The organism is Nitrospirota bacterium (assembly GCA_040757595.1).
Classification (GTDB): Bacteria; Nitrospirota; Nitrospiria; order Nitrospirales; family Nitrospiraceae; genus JBFLWP01.
Genome location: JBFLWP010000014.1, coordinates 74,536 through 95,078, shown reverse-complemented (window position 1 = coordinate 95,078; position 20,543 = coordinate 74,536). Strand labels below are relative to the sequence as shown.

Annotated in this window: 25 protein-coding genes; 21 read left to right on the top strand and 4 right to left on the bottom strand. The window is 65.0% G+C overall.

What is annotated here, in order from left to right; genetic code table 11:
• Both AB1411_13105 and AB1411_13100 read left to right on the top strand, forming a co-directional pair.
• Positions 1-210, top strand: a 210-nt coding sequence (locus AB1411_13105) for a DUF933 domain-containing protein (protein MEW6544533.1), incomplete at its 5' end; no start/stop codon positions are given.
• 178 nt (positions 211-388) lie between these two features.
• Complete coding sequence (locus AB1411_13100) at positions 389-1,282, top strand: IS1595 family transposase (protein MEW6544532.1); 894 nt, start codon at positions 389-391, stop codon at positions 1,280-1,282.
• Between the two features lie 234 nt (positions 1,283-1,516).
• On the opposite strand, the gene AB1411_13095 is transcribed toward AB1411_13100, so the two are convergent.
• On the bottom strand, positions 1,517-2,479 hold the full coding sequence (locus AB1411_13095; protein ID MEW6544531.1) for a hypothetical protein: 963 nt from the start codon (positions 2,477-2,479) through the stop codon (positions 1,517-1,519).
• 197 nt (positions 2,480-2,676) lie between these two features.
• On the opposite strand from AB1411_13095, the gene rpsF reads away from it, so the two are divergent.
• The 14 genes from rpsF to AB1411_13025 all read left to right on the top strand — a co-directional run bounded on the left by rpsF (position 2,677) and on the right by AB1411_13025 (position 12,486).
• On the top strand, positions 2,677-3,024 hold the full coding sequence (rpsF, locus tag AB1411_13090) for a 30S ribosomal protein S6 (GenBank protein MEW6544530.1): 348 nt from the start codon (positions 2,677-2,679) through the stop codon (positions 3,022-3,024).
• Positions 3,008-3,400: a single-stranded DNA-binding protein gene (ssb, locus tag AB1411_13085; protein ID MEW6544529.1), complete on the top strand. Its 393-nt coding sequence runs from the start codon at positions 3,008-3,010 to the stop codon at positions 3,398-3,400. The genes rpsF and ssb overlap by 17 nt, the downstream gene beginning before the upstream one ends.
• Positions 3,397-3,657, top strand: a complete 261-nt coding sequence (rpsR, locus tag AB1411_13080; GenBank protein MEW6544528.1) for a 30S ribosomal protein S18 — start codon at positions 3,397-3,399, stop codon at positions 3,655-3,657. Before ssb ends, rpsR begins: the two co-directional genes overlap by 4 nt.
• Before the next feature lie 95 nt (positions 3,658-3,752).
• A complete protein-coding gene (locus tag AB1411_13075) occupies positions 3,753-4,349 on the top strand; it encodes a DUF177 domain-containing protein (GenBank protein MEW6544527.1) in 597 nt (198 codons plus the stop codon).
• 57 nt (positions 4,350-4,406) lie between these two features.
• Positions 4,407-4,589, top strand: a complete 183-nt coding sequence (gene rpmF, locus AB1411_13070) for a 50S ribosomal protein L32 (protein MEW6544526.1) — start codon at positions 4,407-4,409, stop codon at positions 4,587-4,589.
• Positions 4,590-4,640: 51 nt separating this feature from the next.
• Entirely contained in the window at positions 4,641-5,663 is a 1,023-nt protein-coding gene (gene plsX / locus AB1411_13065; GenBank protein ID MEW6544525.1) for a phosphate acyltransferase PlsX, read from the top strand.
• Positions 5,660-6,634 (top strand): beta-ketoacyl-ACP synthase III, encoded by a 975-nt coding sequence (locus tag AB1411_13060; protein ID MEW6544524.1) that lies wholly within the window; start codon positions 5,660-5,662, stop codon positions 6,632-6,634. The genes plsX and AB1411_13060 overlap by 4 nt, the downstream gene beginning before the upstream one ends.
• Before the next feature lie 122 nt (positions 6,635-6,756).
• Positions 6,757-7,575 carry an SDR family oxidoreductase gene (locus AB1411_13055; GenBank protein MEW6544523.1) on the top strand — a complete coding sequence of 273 codons (819 nt, stop codon included), beginning with the start codon at positions 6,757-6,759 and terminating at the stop codon, positions 7,573-7,575.
• A gap of 164 nt (positions 7,576-7,739) precedes the next feature.
• On the top strand, positions 7,740-8,777 hold the full coding sequence (gene fabD / locus AB1411_13050; protein MEW6544522.1) for an ACP S-malonyltransferase: 1,038 nt from the start codon (positions 7,740-7,742) through the stop codon (positions 8,775-8,777).
• Positions 8,747-9,490: a 3-oxoacyl-[acyl-carrier-protein] reductase gene (gene fabG, locus AB1411_13045; protein ID MEW6544521.1), complete on the top strand. Its 744-nt coding sequence runs from the start codon at positions 8,747-8,749 to the stop codon at positions 9,488-9,490. The genes fabD and fabG overlap by 31 nt, the downstream gene beginning before the upstream one ends.
• Before the next feature lie 70 nt (positions 9,491-9,560).
• Positions 9,561-9,791 carry an acyl carrier protein gene (gene acpP, locus AB1411_13040; GenBank protein MEW6544520.1) on the top strand — a complete coding sequence of 77 codons (231 nt, stop codon included), beginning with the start codon at positions 9,561-9,563 and terminating at the stop codon, positions 9,789-9,791.
• A gap of 19 nt (positions 9,792-9,810) precedes the next feature.
• On the top strand, positions 9,811-11,064 hold the full coding sequence (gene fabF, locus AB1411_13035; protein ID MEW6544519.1) for a beta-ketoacyl-ACP synthase II: 1,254 nt from the start codon (positions 9,811-9,813) through the stop codon (positions 11,062-11,064).
• A gap of 34 nt (positions 11,065-11,098) precedes the next feature.
• Complete coding sequence (gene rnc, locus AB1411_13030) at positions 11,099-11,809, top strand: ribonuclease III (GenBank protein ID MEW6544518.1); 711 nt, start codon at positions 11,099-11,101, stop codon at positions 11,807-11,809.
• Positions 11,810-12,000: 191 nt separating this feature from the next.
• A complete protein-coding gene (locus AB1411_13025; GenBank protein MEW6544517.1) occupies positions 12,001-12,486 on the top strand; it encodes a peptidylprolyl isomerase in 486 nt (161 codons plus the stop codon).
• A 44-nt stretch (positions 12,487-12,530) separates the two neighbouring features.
• Here the strand turns inward: AB1411_13025 and AB1411_13020 are convergent, their stop codons facing one another.
• Together AB1411_13020 and AB1411_13015 are read right to left on the bottom strand one after the other, a co-directional pair.
• Positions 12,531-13,169, bottom strand: a complete 639-nt coding sequence (locus tag AB1411_13020) for a hypothetical protein (GenBank protein ID MEW6544516.1) — start codon at positions 13,167-13,169, stop codon at positions 12,531-12,533.
• Positions 13,166-14,191, bottom strand: a complete 1,026-nt coding sequence (locus AB1411_13015; GenBank protein ID MEW6544515.1) for a hypothetical protein — start codon at positions 14,189-14,191, stop codon at positions 13,166-13,168. The genes AB1411_13020 and AB1411_13015 overlap by 4 nt, the downstream gene beginning before the upstream one ends.
• 205 nt (positions 14,192-14,396) lie before the next feature.
• Here AB1411_13015 and folD point away from each other — a divergent pair, with 205 nt between their 5' ends.
• The 5 genes from folD (at position 14,397) to AB1411_12990 (ending at position 19,644) form a co-directional block, all read left to right on the top strand.
• Positions 14,397-15,257 carry a bifunctional methylenetetrahydrofolate dehydrogenase/methenyltetrahydrofolate cyclohydrolase FolD gene (gene folD, locus AB1411_13010; GenBank protein ID MEW6544514.1) on the top strand — a complete coding sequence of 287 codons (861 nt, stop codon included), beginning with the start codon at positions 14,397-14,399 and terminating at the stop codon, positions 15,255-15,257.
• A gap of 54 nt (positions 15,258-15,311) precedes the next feature.
• A complete protein-coding gene (locus tag AB1411_13005) occupies positions 15,312-16,199 on the top strand; it encodes a methylenetetrahydrofolate reductase (protein MEW6544513.1) in 888 nt (295 codons plus the stop codon).
• Positions 16,200-16,208: 9 nt separating this feature from the next.
• Entirely contained in the window at positions 16,209-16,997 is a 789-nt protein-coding gene (panB, locus tag AB1411_13000; protein ID MEW6544512.1) for a 3-methyl-2-oxobutanoate hydroxymethyltransferase, read from the top strand.
• Between the two features lie 196 nt (positions 16,998-17,193).
• Positions 17,194-18,738: a hopanoid C-3 methylase HpnR gene (gene hpnR / locus AB1411_12995; GenBank protein MEW6544511.1), complete on the top strand. Its 1,545-nt coding sequence runs from the start codon at positions 17,194-17,196 to the stop codon at positions 18,736-18,738.
• A gap of 321 nt (positions 18,739-19,059) precedes the next feature.
• Positions 19,060-19,644: a lipid-binding SYLF domain-containing protein gene (locus AB1411_12990; GenBank protein ID MEW6544510.1), complete on the top strand. Its 585-nt coding sequence runs from the start codon at positions 19,060-19,062 to the stop codon at positions 19,642-19,644.
• A 60-nt stretch (positions 19,645-19,704) separates the two neighbouring features.
• Here AB1411_12990 and AB1411_12985 read toward each other — a convergent pair whose 3' ends face one another.
• Positions 19,705-20,532, bottom strand: coding sequence for a symmetrical bis(5'-nucleosyl)-tetraphosphatase (locus AB1411_12985; protein MEW6544509.1), 828 nt, complete (start codon positions 20,530-20,532; stop codon positions 19,705-19,707).
• Between the last annotated feature and the right edge of the window lie 11 nt (positions 20,533-20,543).

The following is a 20,543-nucleotide window of genomic DNA, read 5'->3' as shown; positions in this document are numbered from 1 at the left end:
ATCCGGGAGGGGACGAAGGCCGCCCAGGCGGCGGGCAAGATCCATTCGGACATGGAGCGGGGCTTCATCCGCGCCGAGGTCTACCATTACGACGACCTGATCGCCTGCGGGTCGGAGGCGAAGGTGAGGGAGAAGGGGCTGTTCCGGCTCGAAGGGCGGGACTACGTCATCAAGGAAGGCGACATCGTCTACTTCCGCTTCAACGTCTAGCAGGCTGCTGAAAACGATCCCCTAACTTCGTTCTCGGTCGCCTGTCTCCCTGCGGCCTCGTTGGCTGGCCGTTTTGAGCAGCCCGTAAAGGATTGTACCCCGAGGATCTTGGCTATTATGTTAGACTTGACACTCATCCAGGATTGTGCTAGGCTGCATCCAACATACGGAGGCAGCCATGACGACCAAGCCCGCCCTGACCCTCACCACGCTGATGGATCGGTTCTCGACGGAGGACGCCTGTAAGCGCCATCTCGTCCATCTCCGCTGGCCTCACGGCGTTCGGTGCCCGCGCTGCAACCATGAGAAGGTCTACGCCCTGAAGGCGCGGCCCTTCCATTGGGTCTGCAAGGCTCCGACCTGCGGCGGACGGAACGGGTATCGGTTCTCGGTCATCACCAAGACCGTCTTTGAGAACACCAACTACCCGCTGCGTACGTGGTTCCAGGTCATCTACCTGATGACGCAGAGCAAGAAGGGCATCAGCGCGTTGCAGATTCACCGCCAGATCGGGAGCGGGGACTACCGGACGGCCTGGTATATGTGCCATCGTATCCGCGCCGCGATGAAGGATGCCGACTTCTCCAAGCTCTTGGGCGTGGTCGAAGTCGATGAAACTTTCATCGGCGGGAAGGACAAAAACCGCCACTGGCACAAGAAGCAGCGCAACGATAAGACCGGCAAGCTCGCCGTGATCGGGGCCATCGCCCGGAAGGGGAACGTCGTCTGCCAGATGATCGAGGGGACAGACCGGCACACCTTGAGCAACTTCGTCCGCCAGACGGTGAGTGAGCGAGTCTCGCTCGTAGCAACGGACGAGAACGCAGGCTATGCTCGCCTGAACCGCCAGTTCCCGCACGAGTCGGTGAACCACGCGAAGAATGAGTACGTCCGCGGCCACGTCCATACGAACAACCTGGAAGCATTCTGGAGCCTCTTGAAGCGCGGCGTGATCGGCACCTATCATAAGGTCAGCAAGGATTACTTGCCGCTCTACTTGGCCGAGTTCTCGTTTCGTCACAATCATCGCCAGAATCCGGGAATCTTCGACCATGTGCTAGCAGAATGCTGAGGACGCCACGCTGGCAGCGGCCTCAGCGGTCGCTCCCGGCCAGCCACATCGACCGAACCGGACAACTCCCCTTACCGTTTGAGGAGCCATGCCGAAAGCCAAACCGGTGTCACTCCACCCGCTCAACTTCGAGGAAGCCCTAAAGGCTCTGCTCAAGGTTGATCCCAAGAAGACCAGGCCGAGCCCTCAGCGCAAGACTGCCAAATCCTCTCAGCGAAAAACAAAGAAAGCTACTTAGCGTTTTTCGCCCTTAAACATGTCCGTTTGCGGCGATGGTATAAAATCCAACACCTTTACGACCGAATGCTCGGCTTGATACCTACCGCCAGATATCTTCGTAGTTCTCGTCCTTAAACGGACTTTCAACTGGTCGCCCTTGCCAAAGACATATTCGTGACGATTGACCCTCTCCAGAAACTCACGATCTTCGATTCTGGCTGGTATCAATCCTCCAGACCCATCACCAAAGCTCCATTTGTTGTCCCCCCTAAACGAGAGCTTCACTATGTCCAAGTAGGCATCTCGCGTAACTTGATGGACACTTTGGTCCTCAGCGATTTCACTTTGTGGTTCAACTAAGAGATATTGGGCATCCTGCCGTTTTACCGTCTGAAGCGTCCTCCCACGTTGCTTCACTTCAATCTGGTTCATCCCCTCTTTCTTCAAGGGTCTTACCGCACCATCAACGTATTTCCTGACGTTCTGGTCTTTTGACAAGTTATAAACCGGTGGTGTCACATCGATATGATTGTTGTGTCCGCTGACTTCAATTCTTATGTTCCCATTCTCAAGAGTCGCGGTGCGTGGATTTTGCTCGCCCTGTAACGCCTTCAGCAGCGCAATCACCCCTGTCGCACTAAAAATGATCTCAACTATGTCTTTCACGGTTTGCGAACTGGTGGCGGTGAACATGTTCTGGAGATGCTCCAGAACTGTCCTGACAAGCTCAATCTCAACGCCGAAGGAGCCACGATGAAAATCCGCTTTGACTCGTACTGAGATGACGCTCTCGCTGCCGTGCAATTGCCGATTAACTTCTTGGCAAAGTTCTGCGATAGAAAGCAGCGATGGGGCCAAATCGCGCACATCCATTGTGCCGCTTGCGACCGGCTCACCTTCATAGATGATTTGAAGAAATTCCCCGTTCACCGGTGGAGTCCCCTCACGATCCCCGGGTCGAATGACGCGATTGGGCATAAGGCACCTCCTCGTGGAGGGGGCATTAGGCCATAAGTGTTATGGGGTGTCAAGTTCAACATGATCGCCAGGATCTTCGGTTTGACACGGCGTTTCGGGCTGTGGTAGGGTCCAGCGCTTTGCATCGCCTTCGGCGATGCTGATCCCTCGCTCCGGACCAGGTTCCGGGGCCCATTATGGTCCAGGAGGAGAACCGCATGTCGCTCTACGAGTCTATCTTCATCGTCCGTCCGTCGCTCACCGACGACGATACCGGCAAGCTCATCGAGAAGATGAAGGGGGTCCTGGAGAAATCCGGGGCCACGCTGCTCAAGCTCGAGAACTGGGGCCGGAAGAAGCTGGCGTACGAGGTGAGGCGCGAGCGGAAGGGCACGTTCGTCTACGTCCACTTCAAGTCGCCCGGCACCGCGGTCGCCGAGTTGGAGCGGGCGTACCGCCTCGAGGATTCGGTGATCAAGTTCCTGACGGTCAAGCAGGAGCTGGGCGCGCCTTCCCAGCCGGCCGCGGCGGCGGCGAAGGAGCCAGCGCGTGACCGGGTTCAATAAAGTCATTCTGATCGGGAACCTCACGAAGAATCCGGATCTCCGCTACACGCCCAGCGGGATGCCGGTCGCCAGCTTCGGCCTGGCGATCAATCGCAAGTTCCGGCAGGGCGACGAGCTCAGGGACGAGGTCTGTTACGTTGACATCGTGGTCTTCGGCAAGCAGGCCGAGCATTGCGGCCAGTACCTCAGCAAGGGGAACGGCGTGATCGTGGACGGCCGGCTGCAGCAGCGCCGGTGGGAGACGGAGGACGGCCAGAAGCGGAGCAAGCACGAGGTGGTGGCCCAGACCGTGACGTTCCTGCCCAAGCGATCGGAGTCCGCGGGGGAGTCCGGGCCGTCGGACGACGCGGGTTATGAGAACGAAGAGCCGTCGTGACCGACGGCGTGCATGAACGGAGGAGCAGCGTGGAGCGAGGACGGTTCTTTCAGCGGCGGCGGATCTGCCGCTTCTGCCATGACAAGACGCCGATTGACTTCAAGGACGTCGGGCTGTTGAAGAACTTCCTGACCGAGCGGGGGCGCATCGTGCCCCGGCGCGTGTCCGGGAACTGCTTGGGGCACCAGCGCGAGCTGACGATGGCGATCAAGCGCGCGCGCACCATCGCCTTGCTCGCCTTCGCCGAGGAGCGGTGACGGGCGCCGGTGTCGAGCCGGCTCGGCGGTTTGACTTCTCGAACAGGCCCATGTATACACCAGTAGGGCTGATTGAAACGGGACGACCAGGGCTCATGGCGTTGCCGAGCCTCCGCATCCCCGACATTCCGGAGGAGGGACTCACCCTGGACTGCGGGGTGCTGCCGGAGGAGCTGCCCCTCGCGCCGGATGACGCCCGGGTGCGGGGCGAGCTGGCGCTCTCGGTCGCCATTGCAAAGGCCGGTCAGCGGATCAGCGTCACGGGCGTGTTGGGCGGGACATTCGTCCGGCAGTGCGTCCGGTGCCTGAGGGAATTCGAGGAGCCCGTCAGCATCCCGTTCGCGGTCGAATACCGGCGTGAAGAACCCCTCCGGGGTCCCCAGTCCCAGCCGAGCCGGACGGCCGGCCGAGCCGCCGAGCCGGCGGAGACGGCCGAGGAAGTCGTGGACCACGACGAAACGGACGTCTATCCGCTGGTCGGAGACCAGTTGGAGCTGGGCGAGATGCTCCGGGAACAGGTGATTCTGGCGGAGCCGATGCAGCCCCTGTGTCGCGTCGCCTGTCGAGGGCTTTGCCCGATATGCGGACAGGATCTCAACGAACGGCCGTGCGCCTGTCCGGAAGTGCGGCAGGCCAGCCCGTTTGCCGTGCTGAAGCAGCTCAGGGCCGGAAAAGCGCGGCAAGGCTCCTGAGCGTTCGCGCAGGGGGACTCCGTGGCCGCAAGATGTCAGAGTGAGTGAGGATCAACGATGCCGAATCCGAAACACAAACTATCCCGAGCCCGACGCGACAAGCGGAGAGCCCAGAAGAAGCTCACCCCTCCAGGCCTGTCGGTCTGCCCGCAGTGCCACGAACCCAAACTCCCGCACTACACCTGCCTCAACTGCGGCACCTACAAGGGTCAGGCTGTGATTGCCGTCGAGGAGGCCTGACGGCTTCCCCGGACGGGCGTTCGCCTCACGTTCGGGTGTGACACGGCATCCATGAGAATCGCGGTCGATGCGATGGGCGGGGACCACGGTCCCGGGCCGAACGTCGAGGGGGCCGTCCAGGCCGCCGACGAGCTGGACCTCGAGGTCGTCCTGGTCGGAGACGAGCCGCAGGTCCAGGAACACCTGCGGCGTCTGGGGTGCGCGGATCCCCGCGTGACGGTCGCGCACGCCCCGCAGGTCGTGGACATGCACGAGTCCCCCGCCGCGGTCGCCCGCAAGAAGCGGGACTCCTCCATCTGGGTCGCCACGGAGCTGGTCAAGGCCGGCCGAGCCAGCGCGGTGGTCAGCGCCGGCAACACCGGCGCGAGCATGGTGGCCGCGTTCTTCGTCTTCGGTGTCATCAAGGGGGTGGAACGACCGGCCATTGCGGTCACGCTGCCGACCCTCACCGGCACCGCGGTCATGCTCGACGCCGGCGCCAACGTGGACTGCACGGCGGAGCACCTGCTCCAGTTCGGGCTCATGGGCAACGAATACGGCAAGCACCTGTTTGGCAAGCCGAACCCCCGCGTCGGCCTGTTGAGCATCGGCGAGGAGGACACGAAGGGCAACGAGGTCACCAAGGAGGCCTTCAAGCTCCTCAAGGCCAGCGCGATCAACTTCGTCGGCAACGTGGAGGGGCGAGACGTTTACAGCGGCGGGGCCGACGTCATCGTGTGCGACGGGTTCATCGGAAACGTCGCGCTCAAGATCTCGGAAGGCCTGGCGGACACGATCAAGAAGCTTCTGTTGAAGGAAATCGCAGGCTCGATCCTCGGCCGACTTTCCTACCTGTTTCTCGTCGGCCCGCTGCTGCGCCTCCGCCGCCGTATCGATTACGCCGAGTTCGGCGGGGCGCCCCTGTTGGGCGTGAACGGAGTCTGCATGATCTGCCACGGCCGGTCCTCGGCCAAGGCCATCAAGAACGCCGTCCGGCGCGCCAGGGGGCTGGTCGAGAGCGCCCTCAACGACCTCATCCAGCGCGACATCCAGGAGAGTCTGGCGCAGCCGGGGCGGGCGGAGGTCTCCGGGTGAAGGCCTGCATCGCAGGGACGGGCTCCTACGTGCCGGAGCGGGTCCTGACCAACGCCGACCTCGAACGGATGGTCGCTACCTCGGATACCTGGATCATGGAGCGGACGGGCATCCGGGAGCGGCGCATCGCGGCTCCGGGCGAGGCCTGCTCCGACCTGGCGACCAAGGCGGCGGAACGGGCGCTGGCCGCGGCCGGCGTGCCGGCCGGCGACCTGGACCTGATCCTGGTCGCGACCTGCACGGGGGACCTGCCGCTGCCGGCCACGGCCTGCCTGATCCAGCACCGGCTCGGGGCGGCCCGCGCCGCCGCCTGCGATCTGTCGGCGGTCTGTTCCGGGTTCCTTTACGCCCTCGCCGTCGGGGACGCGTACGTCCGGACTGGGTGCCGTCACGTCCTGATCGTCGGCTCCGAGGTCATGTCCATGCTCATTGATTGGACGGATCGGAGCACCTGCGTCCTCTTCGGGGACGGGGCCGGGGCCGCCGTGCTGAGCGCGGCCGAGGGAGACCGCGGGATCCTCTCCACCCATCTGCACTCGGACGGAAGCCTCTGGGACCTCATCTGCGTCCCGGGGGGCGGCACGCGCCATCCCCCGTCGGAAAAGATGCTGGCCGAGGGGCTCCAGTACCTCAAGATGAAAGGCAACGAGACGTTCAAGGTGGCGGTCAAGACCCTGGAGGAGAGCGCGCACGAGGCGCTGGCCGCCAACAACCTGTCGGTGGCCGACCTGGCGCTCTACGTGCCGCACCAGGCCAACATCCGGATCATCAAGGCCGTGGCGACCCGGCTGGGGCTGCCGATGGAGAAAGTGGTCGTCAACGTGGACCGCTACGGCAACACGTCTGCGGCCTCGATCCCGATCGCCCTGGACGAAGCGGTACGCGGCGGACGGGTCAAGCCCGGCGATCTCGTGATGCTCCAGGCCTTCGGGGCCGGCCTGACCTGGGCCTCGGCGGTCATTCGCTGGTGAGTGAGCAACAAGAGCGTATGGCTTATGGCGTATAGCGAATGGCTCCAGAACAGGTTTCGGCCAAGCCTATTCTTGCCATATGCCATAGGCCATAAGCTCTGATTCCCATTCGAGAGGAGATCATGACAACGACTGAGATACGGCCGTTGGAGGGGGATTGGGCGCTGATCCTCGGGGCCTCGAGCGGGTTCGGGGAGGCCGCGGCGCTGGAATTGGCGTCGCTCGGCATGCACATCTTCGGCGTGCACCTGGACCGGAAGACGACGCTGCCGAACGTCGAGCGAATCGCGGGGCAGATCAAGGCGCTCGGGCGGGAAGCGGTGTTCTTCAACGCGAACGCCGCGGACCCGGAAAAACGGCAGGAGATCCTGAACGAGATCCAGGCCAAGGTAGGAGCCTCGGGGCGGCCGAGCCCGGTGCGGGTGCTCCTGCACTCGCTGGCCTTCGGGACCTTGAAACCCTACATCACCAAGGATCCGGGCGACGCGATCGCCAAGCCGCACATGGACATGACGCTGGACGTGATGGCCCACAGCCTGGTCTACTGGGTGCAGGACCTGGTTGCGCGCCGGCTGATGGGGCAGGGCGGGCGCGTCTTCGCGATGACGAGCGCCGGCGGCGCGCGGGTCTGGAAGACCTACGGAGCCGTGTCGGCGGCCAAGGCGGCGCTGGAATCCCACATCCGCCAGTTGACGCTGGAACTGGCCCCTCTCGGGGTCACGGCCAACGCGATCATGGCCGGCGTGACCGACACGCCCGCGCTCCGGAAGATTCCCGGGTCGGACGAGATGATCGTCCTCGCCCAGCGCAAGAATCCCTCTGGCCGGCTGACGACCACCAGGGATGTGGCGGAAGCCATCGGGTTGCTCAGCCATCCGAAGGCGCACTGGGTGACCGGCAACGTCATCTGCGTGGACGGCGGCGAGTTCGTTGTTGATTGAGGCAAACGGCTAGCGGCACGAGGCAAGTGGCGAGAGGTTGTGGACGGAAAAAGAGCGAACGCAATTGTTGTTTGCTCTAGCCATTCGCCCCTTGCCTCTCGCCTGGATGATGCGAAGTTTTTCCCGTTGACATTGGAAAACGATTTCCCCATATCATACGCGCTATGTCTTCCGGGATAGGGTTGGTGTTTCCCGGCCAGGGTTCGCAGTCGGTCGGGATGGGTAAGGCATTCCATGAAGCCAGCTCGGAAGTCCGGAACGTCTATGACGAAGCGGGCGCAGTCCTCGGCTACGACGTCGCGTCGCTGTGCTTCGAGGGACCGGCCGAGCGCCTGAACCTGACGGAGTACACGCAGCCCGCCTTGCTCACCGCCAGCATCGCGGCGTTCCGTCTGCTGGAGCCCGTCGGCCTCAGGCCCCTGGCGGTGGCCGGGCACAGTCTGGGCGAGTACTCGGCGCTGGTGGCCGCAGGCGGCCTGGCGTTCGGGGCGGCGGTTTCGCTGGTCCAAAAGCGCGGGCGCTACATGGCCGAGGCCGTGCCGTCCGGTAGCGGGCTGGTTGCCGCGATCCTGGGGCTGGACGGCGCGGGCGTGCGGTCGGCCTGCGACGAGGCCTCCGCGGTCGGCATTGTGGCGCCGGCCAACTTCAACTGCCCTGGCCAGACCGTCATCGCGGGCGAGAAGGCGGCGGTTGAGCGGGCGATCGAGCTGGCGAAGACCAAGGGCGCGCGAAAGGCGGTGCCCCTGGCGGTCAGCGTCCCGGTGCACACGCCGCTCATGCGGGCGGCGGCCGAGCGGCTGGCGCACGACGTTGCGGCGACCGCCTGGTCGGACCTGGCGGTGCCGCTGGTCAACAACGCGGACGCCAGGCCTTTGCGCGCCGCGGCCGAGGTGCAGGCGTCCCTGATCCGTCAACTGCCTTCCCCCGTCCGGTGGGAGGAGTCGGTCCGGGTGATGGGCGGGATGGGCGTCACGACCTTCGTCGAGGTCGGGCCGGGCACCGTGCTCACGGGCCTGATCAAGCGGATCGTGCCCGGGGCGACGACGCTGAATGTGCAGGACCCGGCGTCGCTCGAGGCGACGCTGAAAGCATTAGCCGTGACGCGTGACGAAAGAACCTCCTTTACGAGCGACGCTTCACGAACGACGAGCGACGTAGAGCGAGAACGAAAATGGGATTGGAAGGCAAGATCGCGATCGTGACCGGCGCGGCGCAGGGGATCGGCCGCGCAATCGCCGAGGGGCTGGCCCGGCGCGGGGCCGATGTGGTGGTGGCCGATCTGGACCCGGGCCGATCTCAGGAGACGGTCGAGGCGATCAAGGCACTGGGGCGGCGGGCCCTCAACGTGAAGGTCAACGTGGCCGACTGGACCGATGTGAAGGCCATGGCCGACCAGGTGCTCAAGGAGTGCGGGAAGATCGACGTCCTGGTCAACAACGCCGGGATCACGCGGGACGGGCTCCTGGTCCGGATGAAGGACGAGGACTGGAACCTGGTCCTGCAGGTGAACCTGAACGGGACGTTCCACTGCACCAAGGCCGTGCTGCAGCCCATGACCAAGCAGCGGTACGGCCGGATCGTCAACATCGCGTCGATCGTGGGCGTGATGGGGAACGCCGGGCAGGCGAACTATGCGGCGTCCAAGGCGGCGGTGATCGGGTTCACCAAGACCGTGGCCCGGGAATATGCCAGCCGGAACGTGACGGTGAACGCGGTCGCGCCCGGATTCATCGACACGGCCATGACCCAGGGGCTGCCGGCCGACGTCAAGGAGACGCTCCAGAAGCAGATTCCGCTGGGCCGGCTGGGGCTGCCGAAGGACGTGGCGGACGCGGTCGCGTTCCTGGTGTCGGACGAGGCCGGCTACATTACCGGGCAGGTGCTGCACGTCAACGGCGGCATGCTGATGGCGTGACACAGGGACACGACAACATGGAGCTTGAAGAAGAAGGAGGGGAACGATGGGGGAGGAGGTGAAGAAACCAATGGCGATCGAGGAGCGGGTCAAGAAGATCATCGCCGAGCAACTGGGGGTGGAGGAAGACGAAGTCACCCCGGAGGCCAAATTTGTCGATGATCTTGGGGCGGACTCCCTTGATACGGTCGAGCTCGTGATGGCGCTGGAAGAGGAGTTCGACATCGAGATCCCCGACGAGGATGCGGAGAAGATCCTCACCGTGGGGCGCGCCATTGATTACATTAAGGAGAAAGTGTAAGCCCACACACGGGACCGCGATGGGCGAGCGCACGACACGACGACGGGTGGCCATCACCGGGCTGGGGCTGATCACGCCCCTGGGCACCGGTCTGGAGAAGACATGGAAGGCGCTCTGCGCCGGCGCCTCCGGCGTGGCCCGCATCACGAAGTTCGACCCCGCCAACCTGCCCGTCCAGATCGCCGGAGAAGTCCACGACTTCAATCCGGCCGACTACATCGAAAAAAAAGAGATCAAGAAGATGGACACGTTCATCCACTACGCCATCGGCGCGAGCCAGATGGCCGTGGATGACGCCGGGCTCAAGATCACGGGCGAGAACGCCGACCGGATCGGGGTCTACATCGGGGCCGGAATCGGGGGAATCGGCGGGATTGAGCATTACCACCAGGTCCTGATCGAGAAGGGGGCCGACCGCGTGTCCCCGTTCTTCATCCCGATGGTCATCATCAACCTGGCTTCCGGACAGGTGGCCATCCGCCTGGGGGCGCGGGGGCCCAACTCCTGCGCGGTCACGGCCTGCGCGACCGGCAACCACTGCATCGGCGACGCGTTCCGGATCATCCAGCACGGCGAGGCGGACGCGATGCTGGCGGGGGGCACGGAAGCGGCCATCACGCCCTTGACCGTGGCCGGCTTCGCGGCGGCCCGAGCCCTGTCGCGGCGCAACGACGATCCGACCCGCGCCAGCCGCCCGTTCGACCGGGACCGGGACGGCTTCGTCCTGGGGGAAGGGGCGGGCGTCATGGTGCTGGAGGAGCTGGAGACGGCTCGCCGGCGGGGAGCCCGCATTTATGCCGAAATGGTCGGCTACGCGATGACTGCGGATGCCTACCACATCACCGCGCCGCCGGACGACGGCGAAGGCGCCGTCCGCTGCATGGAGCTCGGCATCAAGGACGCCGGGGTCGCCAAGGAGGAGATCGGCTACATCAACGCGCACGCCACGTCCACCTTCGCCGACAAGATCGAGACCCACGCCGTCAAGCGGGTGTTCGGCGAGCGGGCCTACCGGATTCCCGTCAGCTCGACCAAATCCATGACTGGCCACCTGCTCGGGGCGGCCGGCGGGGTGGAGGGGATTTTCAGCGTGCTCGCGATCCATCGCGGGATCGTACCGCCCACCATCAATTTGGAGCATTCCGATCCCGAGTGCGACCTCGACTACGTGCCCGGTCACGCGCGCCAGGCGACGGTCAACGTGGCGCTGTCCAACTCGTTCGGGTTCGGCGGCGTCAACGCCTGCGTGCTCTTCAAGCGGCTGGATGCCTAGCCGCACGCGCGACGGCGGGCGGAGATCGGCGACGATGGCGCGCCCTTCGGTCCACGACGCGCAACGAGCCATCGGCTATCAGTTCCGCCAGCCGCAACTTCTCGACGAGGCCCTGACCCACAAGTCGCACGTCAACGAAACCAAGTCCAAGGAGCGGCGGCACAACGAGCGGCTGGAGTTTCTGGGCGACGCGGTGCTGTCGCTGATCGTCAGCGACCACCTGGCCGTCACCTGTCCCGACGCGCCGGAGGGAGAGCTCTCGAAGCTGAAGGCGCGGCTGGTGAGCGAAGCCGCGCTCGCCGCGGTGGCCCGTGATCTCCGGCTGGGAGCCCTGCTCCGGCTGGGACGTGGCGAAGAATTGACGCAGGGGCGCGAGAAGAACTCGCTCCTGGCCAACGCGCTCGAGGCGCTCATCGCGGCCGTCTATCTGGACGGAGGGCTGGAGGCCGCGCGAACGTTCACGTTGCAGGCCTTTGCCCCCGCGCTGGGCCAGGTCCGGGCCGGGCAGGGGGATCTCGTCGGCGACTACAAAACGCAGCTCCAGGAGTGGTGTCAGAAACGGTTCGAGGCGCTGCCCCAGTACGTGATCGTGCGGGAGTCCGGGCCGGACCACCAGAAGACCTTCGAAGTCCAGGTGGCGGTCCAAGGGGACGTGGTGGGCGTGGGCATCGGGCGGACCAAGAAAGAGGCGGAGCAGATGGCTGCCAAGCAGGCGCTCGCGGAAGCCGCGAAGCGTGAACCGTGAAACGAGAGGTGTGCAGGCTCTCGAGCAGGAGGCGAGGCATGAAGCGCAGGACTGGCCGGAAGGGAATGGTGAAGCTGATTGTCGCGGCGGCGGTGACGGCGGTGCTCAGCTCGGGACTTTCTGCGTCTTGGGCTGCGGAGAAGGCGCCACCGCCGGCACCGGCGGTGCCCAAGGCGGTGCCGAAACAGGAGGTGAGGGGCCCGCACGCGATCATCAAGACCAAATACGGGGAAATAGAGATCAGATTTTTCCCCGATCTGGCCCCCAAGCACGTGGAGAACTTCGTCAAGCTGGCGAAATCCGGCTTCTACGACGGGACGATTTTCCATCGGGTCATCCCGGGTTTCATGATTCAAGGCGGGGATCCCCTGACCAAGGACACGAAGAACAAGGACCGATACGGGACCGGCGACCCAGGCTATAAACTCAAGGCGGAGTTCAACGACACCCCCCACAAGCGCGGGATCGTCTCGATGGCCCGCGGCCCCGAGCCGGACACCGCCGGCTCTCAGTTCTTCATCGTGGTCGAGGACTCGCTGTTCCTGGACCGTAAGTACACCGCGTTCGGAGAAGTGGTGAAGGGCATCGGGGTGGCGGACAAGATCGTCAACGAACCCCGGGACGCCAAGGACAATCCGGTCAACCGGATCGAAATGAAAGTGGTGATCGTCGAATAAGTCAGAAGTATGAAGCATGAAGGAGGAAGTTTACACTTCCGCCTTCATGCTTGGTTGTGGGGTAGGACGATCCGGCCCTCCTGCTGCCTGGCGAAGTGCTCGGCGATCTCCGGATGGCGGGCGCGGACGTAGCCGATCAGGCCGGTCAGGAACCGCTGGGACTGGAACCCGCCGCCCGAGAATTCCGTGACGAATTTGAGCGCCCGGTCCAGCACGTCGGGTGCCGTCTGCTGGTCGATCGCCTCCTTCGGCTGCTGCTTGGCGAATCCCTCGTACTCCTTCTTCAGGTGCTCCGCGAAGACCGGGAGCGGCGCCGCCGGGATGTGGAGCGGGCTCAACGTCCGGCGCAGCGCCTGGATGGCCGCGATCACTTCCGCGTCCTGCCCGTCCCGCCGTCCCTGGAAATAGCTGAACGAGACCACCTCGATCAGGTTGAACAGGGCCGCGGCCTTCTCGCCGCCGAGGTCGAACAGTTCCCTGTAGAAGTCGCGCCGGGCGAGCGCGAACCGGTCGCCGATCCGCTTTTGCTGATATTCGCTGTTGCTGTCCAGGTAGACGCAGCCGGCGGGGCAGGCGATCCGCACGGTCCGGTGTTCCCCGCAGCACTGGCTGCAGATGGATCCCCCCAGCGCCGGGCAGGCCCGCTTGCCCTTCCGCGACCGGCAATAGACGCACTTGCTCATTTCGCCCGTCCCTGCGGCTTCTCGCCCGGTTTGTCCGCCCCCGGCATCGTGAAGCCGTAGTCGGCGAGGGTCCGCTTCTGCTTCTCGCCCCGCTTCACCGGCGTTTCCAGCCCGTTGATCTCGGCGGCGTTCCCGTAATGGTAGGGAACCAGGATGAGATGGTTGTCCCGGTCGATGCTGATGTCGGCCGGGGTCGGCAGGTATTCGGCGATCACGTCGAAGCGCCGGTCCGGCCGCATCCGCCAGATCTTGCCCGCCGTGAAGTCCGAGACGTACATGGTGCCCCAACTGTCGAAGTCCACCCCGTCCAGGTTGTGGAACCGGGCGGAGAAGAAGCCGTTGGAGACCAGCTCGGTGACCTTCCCGTCCGGGGTTATTTCCACGATCTTGCCCTTGTGCCAGCTCACGGCGATCAGATTGCCGGTCTTCGGGTGCACGGCCAGGCCGCGGGGGCCGGCCAGGATCGGGTCCCGGACCAGCACGGATACCGCATGGCGCTTGCCAAGGTCAATGCGGTAGATCGTGTCCGCCTCGATATCCGAGGCGTAGAGGAGGCCCTTCCCGTCATAGGCCACGTCCGCCAGGGCGGGGCCCCGCCCGGTTCCGCCCCTGTGGTGCTCTGCGAGGGGCACCGTCACGACCGGCTTGCCCGTGACCTTGTCGAACCCGCGCAGGGCCTCCAGATCCGCGACGTAGAGGGTCTGGCCGACGATCGCCAGGCCTTTGGGGGCGTGCAGGACGACTCCCTCCTCTCCCCCGCGGATGAAGTGCAGTTTGAGAAGACCGCCGGCCTTGTCCAGCTTGGTGATGAACCCGTTGTTGTCCGTCACGTCCGGATCGCCGTTGACGTTGGAGATGAAATAGCCCTCCCCGCCGGGATCGCTCAGGAAGCTCTCCGGGGCCTGGAGGCCGGTCACCTGCAGCGCCGGCGCCGGGTCTGGGTGGGCCAGGGTGAGGGCGAGCCAGAAGCCTACGAACGCGAGGGCCCGAGTGATGCCTGTGCCGGGTTGGAAAGAGTCCATCTGGTGTCGGTTCGTCGCGCGCGGCGTTGTGGGCCGGGGCCGTGGGGGAGGCGTTGTGTCCGGATGTCGAGTGCATGGTAATCGACGTGCGAAGGCCCTGTCAAGAAACGGGCCGGCGCGCCCCGCGAGGACCGAGACGTTGACTTCCCTTCGAACCCCCTGTTATGGTTCGGCGTTTCGTACGGCTTCTTTCACGGAGGGACTCGTGCCGGCACGGCTGATAGACGGGAAGGCCTTGGCGCAGACGATCCGGGAGCGGATCGCCAAGGACGTGGCGGACCTGGTCGCGCGGACCGGCGTCAGGCCGGGGCTCGCGGCCATCCTGGTGGGAGACGATCCGGCCTCCAAGCTCTACGTGAAGAACAAGCAGAAGGCCTGCGACGCAGCCGGCATCTACGTGGACGAGCACAAGCTGCCGGCCTCCACGACCCAGGCCGAGCTGCTGGCCCTGGTCGAGAAGATGAACTCGGACCCGAAGATCCACGGCATTCTGGTCCAGCTCCCGCTCCCCAAGCAGATCGACAGCAAGGTCATCCTGGACGCGGTGTCTCCGGCCAAGGATGCGGACGGCTTCCATCCCTACAACGTCGGCCGGCTGGTCGAGGGCAATCCCCTGTTCACGCCCTGCACGCCCAAGGGCGTGGTCAAGATGATCGAATCCACCGGCGTCTCGATCGAGGGCAAGCGGGCGGTGGTGGTGGGGCGGAGCAACATCGTGGGCAAGCCGGCGGCGCTGCTGCTCCTGCACCGGCACGCCACGGTCACGATCTGCCATTCCAAGACGAAGGACCTTCCCGGGGTCTGCCGGGAGGCGGACATCCTGGTCGTGGCGATCGGCAAGGCCAGGTTCGTCACCGCCGACATGGTGCGGGACGGGGCGCTGGTCATTGACGTGGGCGTGAACCGGCTGGAGGACGGGACCTTCGTGGGCGACGTGGATTTCGGCCCGGTCAGCCAGAAGGCCGGCTGGATCTCGCCGGTGCCGGGCGGCGTAGGGCCGATGACGATCGCGATGCTGCTCGACAATACGCTGGAGTCGGCCAAGCGGGCGGCCGGCGTTGCGTGAAAGCCGCGTGAAACGTGAGGCGTGAAACGTGAAACGCGAGGGAAGACAGTGAGCGTGGGCCCGCGGCGCCGTCTGAAGGAAGTCCTGGACCAGGGGACGTTCGCGGTCACGATCGAATACAACCCGCCCAAGGGGACGAACGTCTCCACGGTGCTCGCAAGCGCCAAGAGCCTCGTCGGGCGGGTCCACGCCGTCAACGTCACCGACAACACGGCGGCGATCATGCGGGCCGGCTCGCTGCCCATGTGCCGGCTCCTCTACGAGCTGGGCCACGATCCGGTCATGCAGATGACCTGCCGGGACCGGAACCGGCTGGCCATCCAGTCGGACCTGCTGGGCGCGCACCTCCTGGGCATCCGCAACATCCTCTGCCTCACCGGCGACTATCCGACCGTGGGCGACCACAAGGACGCGAAGCCGGTCTACGACCTGGATTCGGTCCAGGTGATGCAGGTCGTCCAGGGACTGAACAACGGGCGGGACCTGGCGGGCAACAGGCTGGACGGGGCGACGGATTTCACGATCGGCGCGGCGGTGACGCCGGAGGCCGATCCGCTCGGGCCGATGCTCGCGAAGTTCGAGACGAAGGTGAACGCGGGGGCCCAGTTCTTCCAGACCCAGGCGATCTACCATCCGGAGCAGTTCGCTTCCTTCATGAAGACCGTCCGCAAGTTCAAGGTCAAGGTGCTGGCCGGCATCCTGCTGCTGCGCTCGGCGAAGATGGCGGAGTTCATGAACGCCAACATCCCCGGCATCTCGGTGCCGGAGGAGATGATCGCGGAGCTGCGCGCGGCCGGGCCCCAGCACGAGCTGGACGCGGGCGTGGAGATCGCCGTGCGCACGATCAAGGCGGTGCGGCCCCACTGCGACGGCGTCCACGTCATGGCGATCAAGGCGATCGACCGGCTGCCGGAGATTCTCACCAGAGCGGAACTGGGGTAGGGTAGCGTCATGACCGTCCCCGAATTCCAGCGCGCCAAGGCCCAGCGGCAGAAGCTCGTCGTCGTGACCTGCTACGACGCCCTCTGGGCGCGGATTGTCGAGCAGGCGGGGCTCCACGTGTTGCTCGTGGGCGACTCGCTCGGCGTGGTCGTGCAAGGGAGGAAGGACACCCTGTCGGTCACGATGGAGGACATGCTCTACCACACCAGGCTGGTGGCCGGCGCCGCGCAGCGGTCGCTCGTGATCGCGGACATGCCCTTCCTCTCCTACCAAGTCTCGGTGGAGGAGGCGGTCCGGAACGCGGGCCGGCTCGTCCAGGCGGGAGCCGCGGCGGTCAAGCTGGAGGGCGGCGCGACAGTGGCGGACCGGGTGCAGGCCATGACCGGCTTCGGCATTCCCGTCATGGGCCACATCGGGATGACCCCGCAATCGGTTCACCGGTACGGCGGCTACAAGGTCCAGGGGAAAGAGCCGGAGAAGGCCGAGACCCTGCTCGCGGGCGCCAAGGCGCTGGAAGCGGCCGGGGCCTTCGCGATCGTGCTGGAAGCCATCCCCGCCGGCCTGGCCGGCCAGATCACGCAGGCCCTCGCGATCCCCACGATCGGCATCGGAGCCGGCCCCCACTGCGACGGACAGGTGCTGGTCCTCTACGATCTCCTCGGCCTCTTCGACGACTTCGTTCCCAAGTTCGTGAAGCCCTACGCCCACCTCAAAGCCGACGCCTTGCAGGCCTTGCGCCGGTACAAGGAAGAAGTCGAGCAGGGGAAGTTTCCCACCGACCAGGAAAGCTACCGATAGCAGATCCTTCTTGGCCCTCGGCAATCAGCCGTGCGCCGCTCCTTGTGAAATTCGCTTGATCTTGGGGGTTGTTCCACTGCACAATCGCACGCGAATCGCGCTCTAGTAGAAGCCCGAGTCACGCCTCATCGGGAAAGGGAAGCCGGCTCCTTGTGCCGGGCTTACCGCAGCAGATACAGGCGACGGAGGACATCGAGTGAAGTTCCTGGCCGTCCACCCCAGCCCCTTGATGTACACGAAGATCTATCTCCGCCTGGAGCCGCTCGGGCTGGAGCTGGTTGCGGAGGCGGCCAGGCGGGCCGGACACGAGATCTATCTCATTGACCTGCAGGTGGAGAGCCACAAGGACTTCTTCAAGGTTCTGGATCGCTGGAAGCCGGACGTGGTCGGCTTCTCCTGCAACTATCTGGCGAACGTGCCGGAGATCGTCGACCTGGCCAAGGCGGCGAAGGAGAAGCTGCCCGGCAGCTTCGTGTTCGTGGGCGGGCACAGCGCCTCGTTCGTGGCCAAGGAGTTCCTGGACCACGGGGCCGGGGCGGTCGACTGCGTGCTCAGGGGCGAGGGCGAGGCGGCGATCACGAAGCTGCTGGAGGCGGTCCGGCACGACCGGAAAGCCGTCGGCCAGGTGCCGGGCGTCCTCATGCCCGACGGCGCCGGGATGCCGCCCGCCTTCGTCGAAAACCTGGACGAGCTGCGGCCGGCCCGCGACCTGCTGCGGCACCGGCGGAAGTACTTCATCGGCGTGCTCGACCCCTGCGCCTCGATCGAGTTCACCAGAGGCTGCCCCTGGGACTGCTCGTTCTGCAGCGCCTGGACCTTCTACGGCCGCAGCTACCGCCGCGTCAGCCCCGAGAAGGTCGTCGAGGATCTGGCGCGGATCAAGGAGCCGGGCATCTTCATCGTGGACGACGTGGCCTTCATCCAGGCCGAGCACGGGATGGCGATCGGGGAGGCCATCGCGAAGGAGGGGATCAAGAAGCAGTACTACCTGGAGACGCGGGGGGACGTGCTGCTCCGGAACAAGGAGGTCTTCAAGTTCTGGAAGACCCTCGGCATGGAGTACATGTTCATCGGCGTGGAGGCGATCGACGAGGAGGGCCTCAAGAAGCACCGGAAGCGGATCAGCCTCGGGAAGAACTTCGAGGCGCTGGAGTACGCCCGCTCGCTCGGCATCACGGTGGCGATCAACCTGATCGCCGACCCCGGCTGGGACAGGGAGCGGTTCGAGGTGATCCGCCAGTGGTGCATGGAGATCCCGGAGATCGTCAACGTCAGCGTGAACACCCCCTATCCGGGCACGGAGACCTGGCACACGGAGGCCAGCCGGATCAACACCCGCGACTACCGGCTCTTCGACATCCAGCACGCGGTGATGCCGACCAAGCTCCCGCTGACCGAGTTCTACGAGGAGTTGGTGAAGACCCAGCAGGTGTTGAACATGAAGCACCTGGGCTGGGAGGCGCTCAAGGGGACGGTCCAGATCGCGGCCGGCCACCTGCTGCGAGGCCAGACGAACTTCATCAAGATGCTCTGGAAGTTCAACAGCGTGTACAACCCCGAGCTCCAGCTCGCCGACCACCGGATGCCGGTCAAGTACGAGATGGCGCTTCCGCCGCCCCAGCAGGAAAAAGTGGACGCCAAGGTCATCTATATTCATCAGGCCCGCGGCCGCCAAGGCCGCGCGATCGACGACGACACCGAGCGGTTCGTGGACGACACCCGCATGGGCGCCAGCGTGTAACAGCGCGCCTGCTTGTTATCTCTCCGACTCGCAGTCAATTCAAGGATCGCCTCGGCTGACGAGGGGCGGGCCGATCGGTGATCCGCCAGCGTCTCTTCTTGATCCTTTTTCAGCCGGGAGGCGCGGAAGCGAGAGGGCACGCCACGCCGCCTGCTGGTCCCACTTCAATCCAGCAATCTTGGATGAGCTGGAACGTATGGGAGTTGCGGTGTCTGCGGCCCCCCCTTGACTGGCGAACGGCATGACTTCATAGTTTCACCTGGCCGTCAGTCTCCGCGGGGTTGAGCAGGAATCGGGGGAATTTCCGGAGAGGAGGTTGTCATGCGCGTTCTGGCACGATGGATGGCTGCCTGGCGTTCGACGGTCAGGGTTCTTGCAGTAGGGGCGGCGCTCGTTTGGATCGTCGCGTCGCCTGGCGTATCTCTTGCCGCTGACGCCAAGGAAATTGATGCGGACGTGGACCTGACCTTGAAGGAGTTTGCGGAAAAGATTACGGGCTCGGAAGACTTCCTCAAGCATGCCAAAGGCGTCCTGGTGTTTCCCTCCATCTACAAGGCCGGCTTCATCTTCGGCGCCGAGTACGGCACGGGCGCGCTTCGAGTTGCCGGGAAGACCGTTGACTACTACAATCTCGCCGGGGCCTCGTTCGGCTTCCAGATCGGGGCGCAAAAGACCTCCGTGATCCTGATGTTCATGAAGGACGTGGCCCTGGAGAAGTTCAGGAGCAGCACGGGCTTCGAGCTGGGTGTGGATGCGGGCGCGACCATCGTGACGGTCGGGGCCGAGGGATCGCTGGACACGACGAAGCTGGCCGAGCCCATCCTCGCGTTCGTCTTCAGCCAGAGGGGACTGATGGGCGGGGTGACCCTGTCCGGCTCGAAATTCACCAAGCTGGACATGAAGTAGACCGTCCGCATCGTTTAACAGGAAGTGCATCTGCATCACGGCCTGGATGCAGTGGTTCGGTCAAGCCGGCCCCGTGAACGGCACCTGGAAGACCCGACGGTCCTCCAGCCTCACCGCCGTCAACTGCCGCCCGTAGACGCAGCCGCTGTCCAGGGAGAGCACCCGGTCCCGAATCTTCAACCCCAACGCCGCCCAGTGGCCGAAGACGACGGTCGCGTCGGCGCTGCTTCGTCCCGGCACCTCGAACCAGGGCAGGAAGCCGGGCCAGGCGGATTCCGGCGACCCCTTGTGGGACAGGTGCATGTCCCCGTCCGCCGAGCAGACCCGCAGCTTCGTCAGGGCGTTGGCGACGACGCCCCATCGCTCAAAGCCGGCCAGGTCGTCGGCCCATCGCCGCGGGCCGCCGTTGGTCAGGTACCCGACCTTGTAGAGGTACCCGAGGAAGTCGGCATACCCGTCCGATTGCAGGAGCGGCTCGACCTCCCGCGCCAGCTCGACCGCCCGTTGCGCGGTCCATTGGGGAAGCAACCCCGCGTGGATGAGCAAGGTGCCCCCTTCCCGATGGGCGAGCTTCTGGCGGCGCAGCCAGGCCAGCAGCTCTTCCCGGTCCGGCGCGGTCAGGACGTCGTGGAACGTGTCCTTGCGATGGGGCGGGAGCACCCCGGCCGCGACGGCCAGCAGGTGCAGCTCGTGGTTCCCCAGGACCGTGAGGGCCGCCGGCTCCAGCCCCTTCACGTAGCGCAAGACGGCCAGAGACTCGGTCCCTCGGTTGACCAGGTCGCCGACGAACCAAAGGCGGTCCCGCGCCGGGTCGAAGCGGATCAGTTCGACCAGCCGGCGCAGCGCCGAAAAGCAGCCTTGCACGTCACCGATCGCATAGGTCGCCATCCCACACGAGG

What these genes read in the sequence shown, in the direction of transcription:
- AB1411_13100 (MEW6544532.1), top strand. Translation starts at nt 389, where the DNA reads ATGACGACCAAGCCCGCCCTGACCCTCACCACGCTGATGGATCGGTTC.
- AB1411_13095 (MEW6544531.1), bottom strand. Translation starts at nt 2,479, where the DNA reads ATGCCCAATCGCGTCATTCGACCCGGGGATCGTGAGGGGACTCCACCG.
- rpsF (MEW6544530.1), top strand. Translation starts at nt 2,677, where the DNA reads ATGTCGCTCTACGAGTCTATCTTCATCGTCCGTCCGTCGCTCACCGAC.
- AB1411_13075 (MEW6544527.1), top strand. Translation starts at nt 3,753, where the DNA reads ATGGCGTTGCCGAGCCTCCGCATCCCCGACATTCCGGAGGAGGGACTC.
- rpmF (MEW6544526.1), top strand. Translation starts at nt 4,407, where the DNA reads ATGCCGAATCCGAAACACAAACTATCCCGAGCCCGACGCGACAAGCGG.
- plsX (MEW6544525.1), top strand. Translation starts at nt 4,641, where the DNA reads ATGAGAATCGCGGTCGATGCGATGGGCGGGGACCACGGTCCCGGGCCG.
- AB1411_13055 (MEW6544523.1), top strand. Translation starts at nt 6,757, where the DNA reads ATGACAACGACTGAGATACGGCCGTTGGAGGGGGATTGGGCGCTGATC.
- fabD (MEW6544522.1), top strand. Translation starts at nt 7,740, where the DNA reads ATGTCTTCCGGGATAGGGTTGGTGTTTCCCGGCCAGGGTTCGCAGTCG.
- fabG (MEW6544521.1), top strand. Translation starts at nt 8,747, where the DNA reads ATGGGATTGGAAGGCAAGATCGCGATCGTGACCGGCGCGGCGCAGGGG.
- acpP (MEW6544520.1), top strand. Translation starts at nt 9,561, where the DNA reads ATGGCGATCGAGGAGCGGGTCAAGAAGATCATCGCCGAGCAACTGGGG.
- fabF (MEW6544519.1), top strand. Translation starts at nt 9,811, where the DNA reads ATGGGCGAGCGCACGACACGACGACGGGTGGCCATCACCGGGCTGGGG.
- rnc (MEW6544518.1), top strand. Translation starts at nt 11,099, where the DNA reads ATGGCGCGCCCTTCGGTCCACGACGCGCAACGAGCCATCGGCTATCAG.
- AB1411_13020 (MEW6544516.1), bottom strand. Translation starts at nt 13,169, where the DNA reads ATGAGCAAGTGCGTCTATTGCCGGTCGCGGAAGGGCAAGCGGGCCTGC.
- AB1411_13015 (MEW6544515.1), bottom strand. Translation starts at nt 14,191, where the DNA reads ATGGACTCTTTCCAACCCGGCACAGGCATCACTCGGGCCCTCGCGTTC.
- panB (MEW6544512.1), top strand. Translation starts at nt 16,209, where the DNA reads ATGACCGTCCCCGAATTCCAGCGCGCCAAGGCCCAGCGGCAGAAGCTC.
- AB1411_12990 (MEW6544510.1), top strand. Translation starts at nt 19,060, where the DNA reads ATGCGCGTTCTGGCACGATGGATGGCTGCCTGGCGTTCGACGGTCAGG.
- AB1411_12985 (MEW6544509.1), bottom strand. Translation starts at nt 20,532, where the DNA reads ATGGCGACCTATGCGATCGGTGACGTGCAAGGCTGCTTTTCGGCGCTG.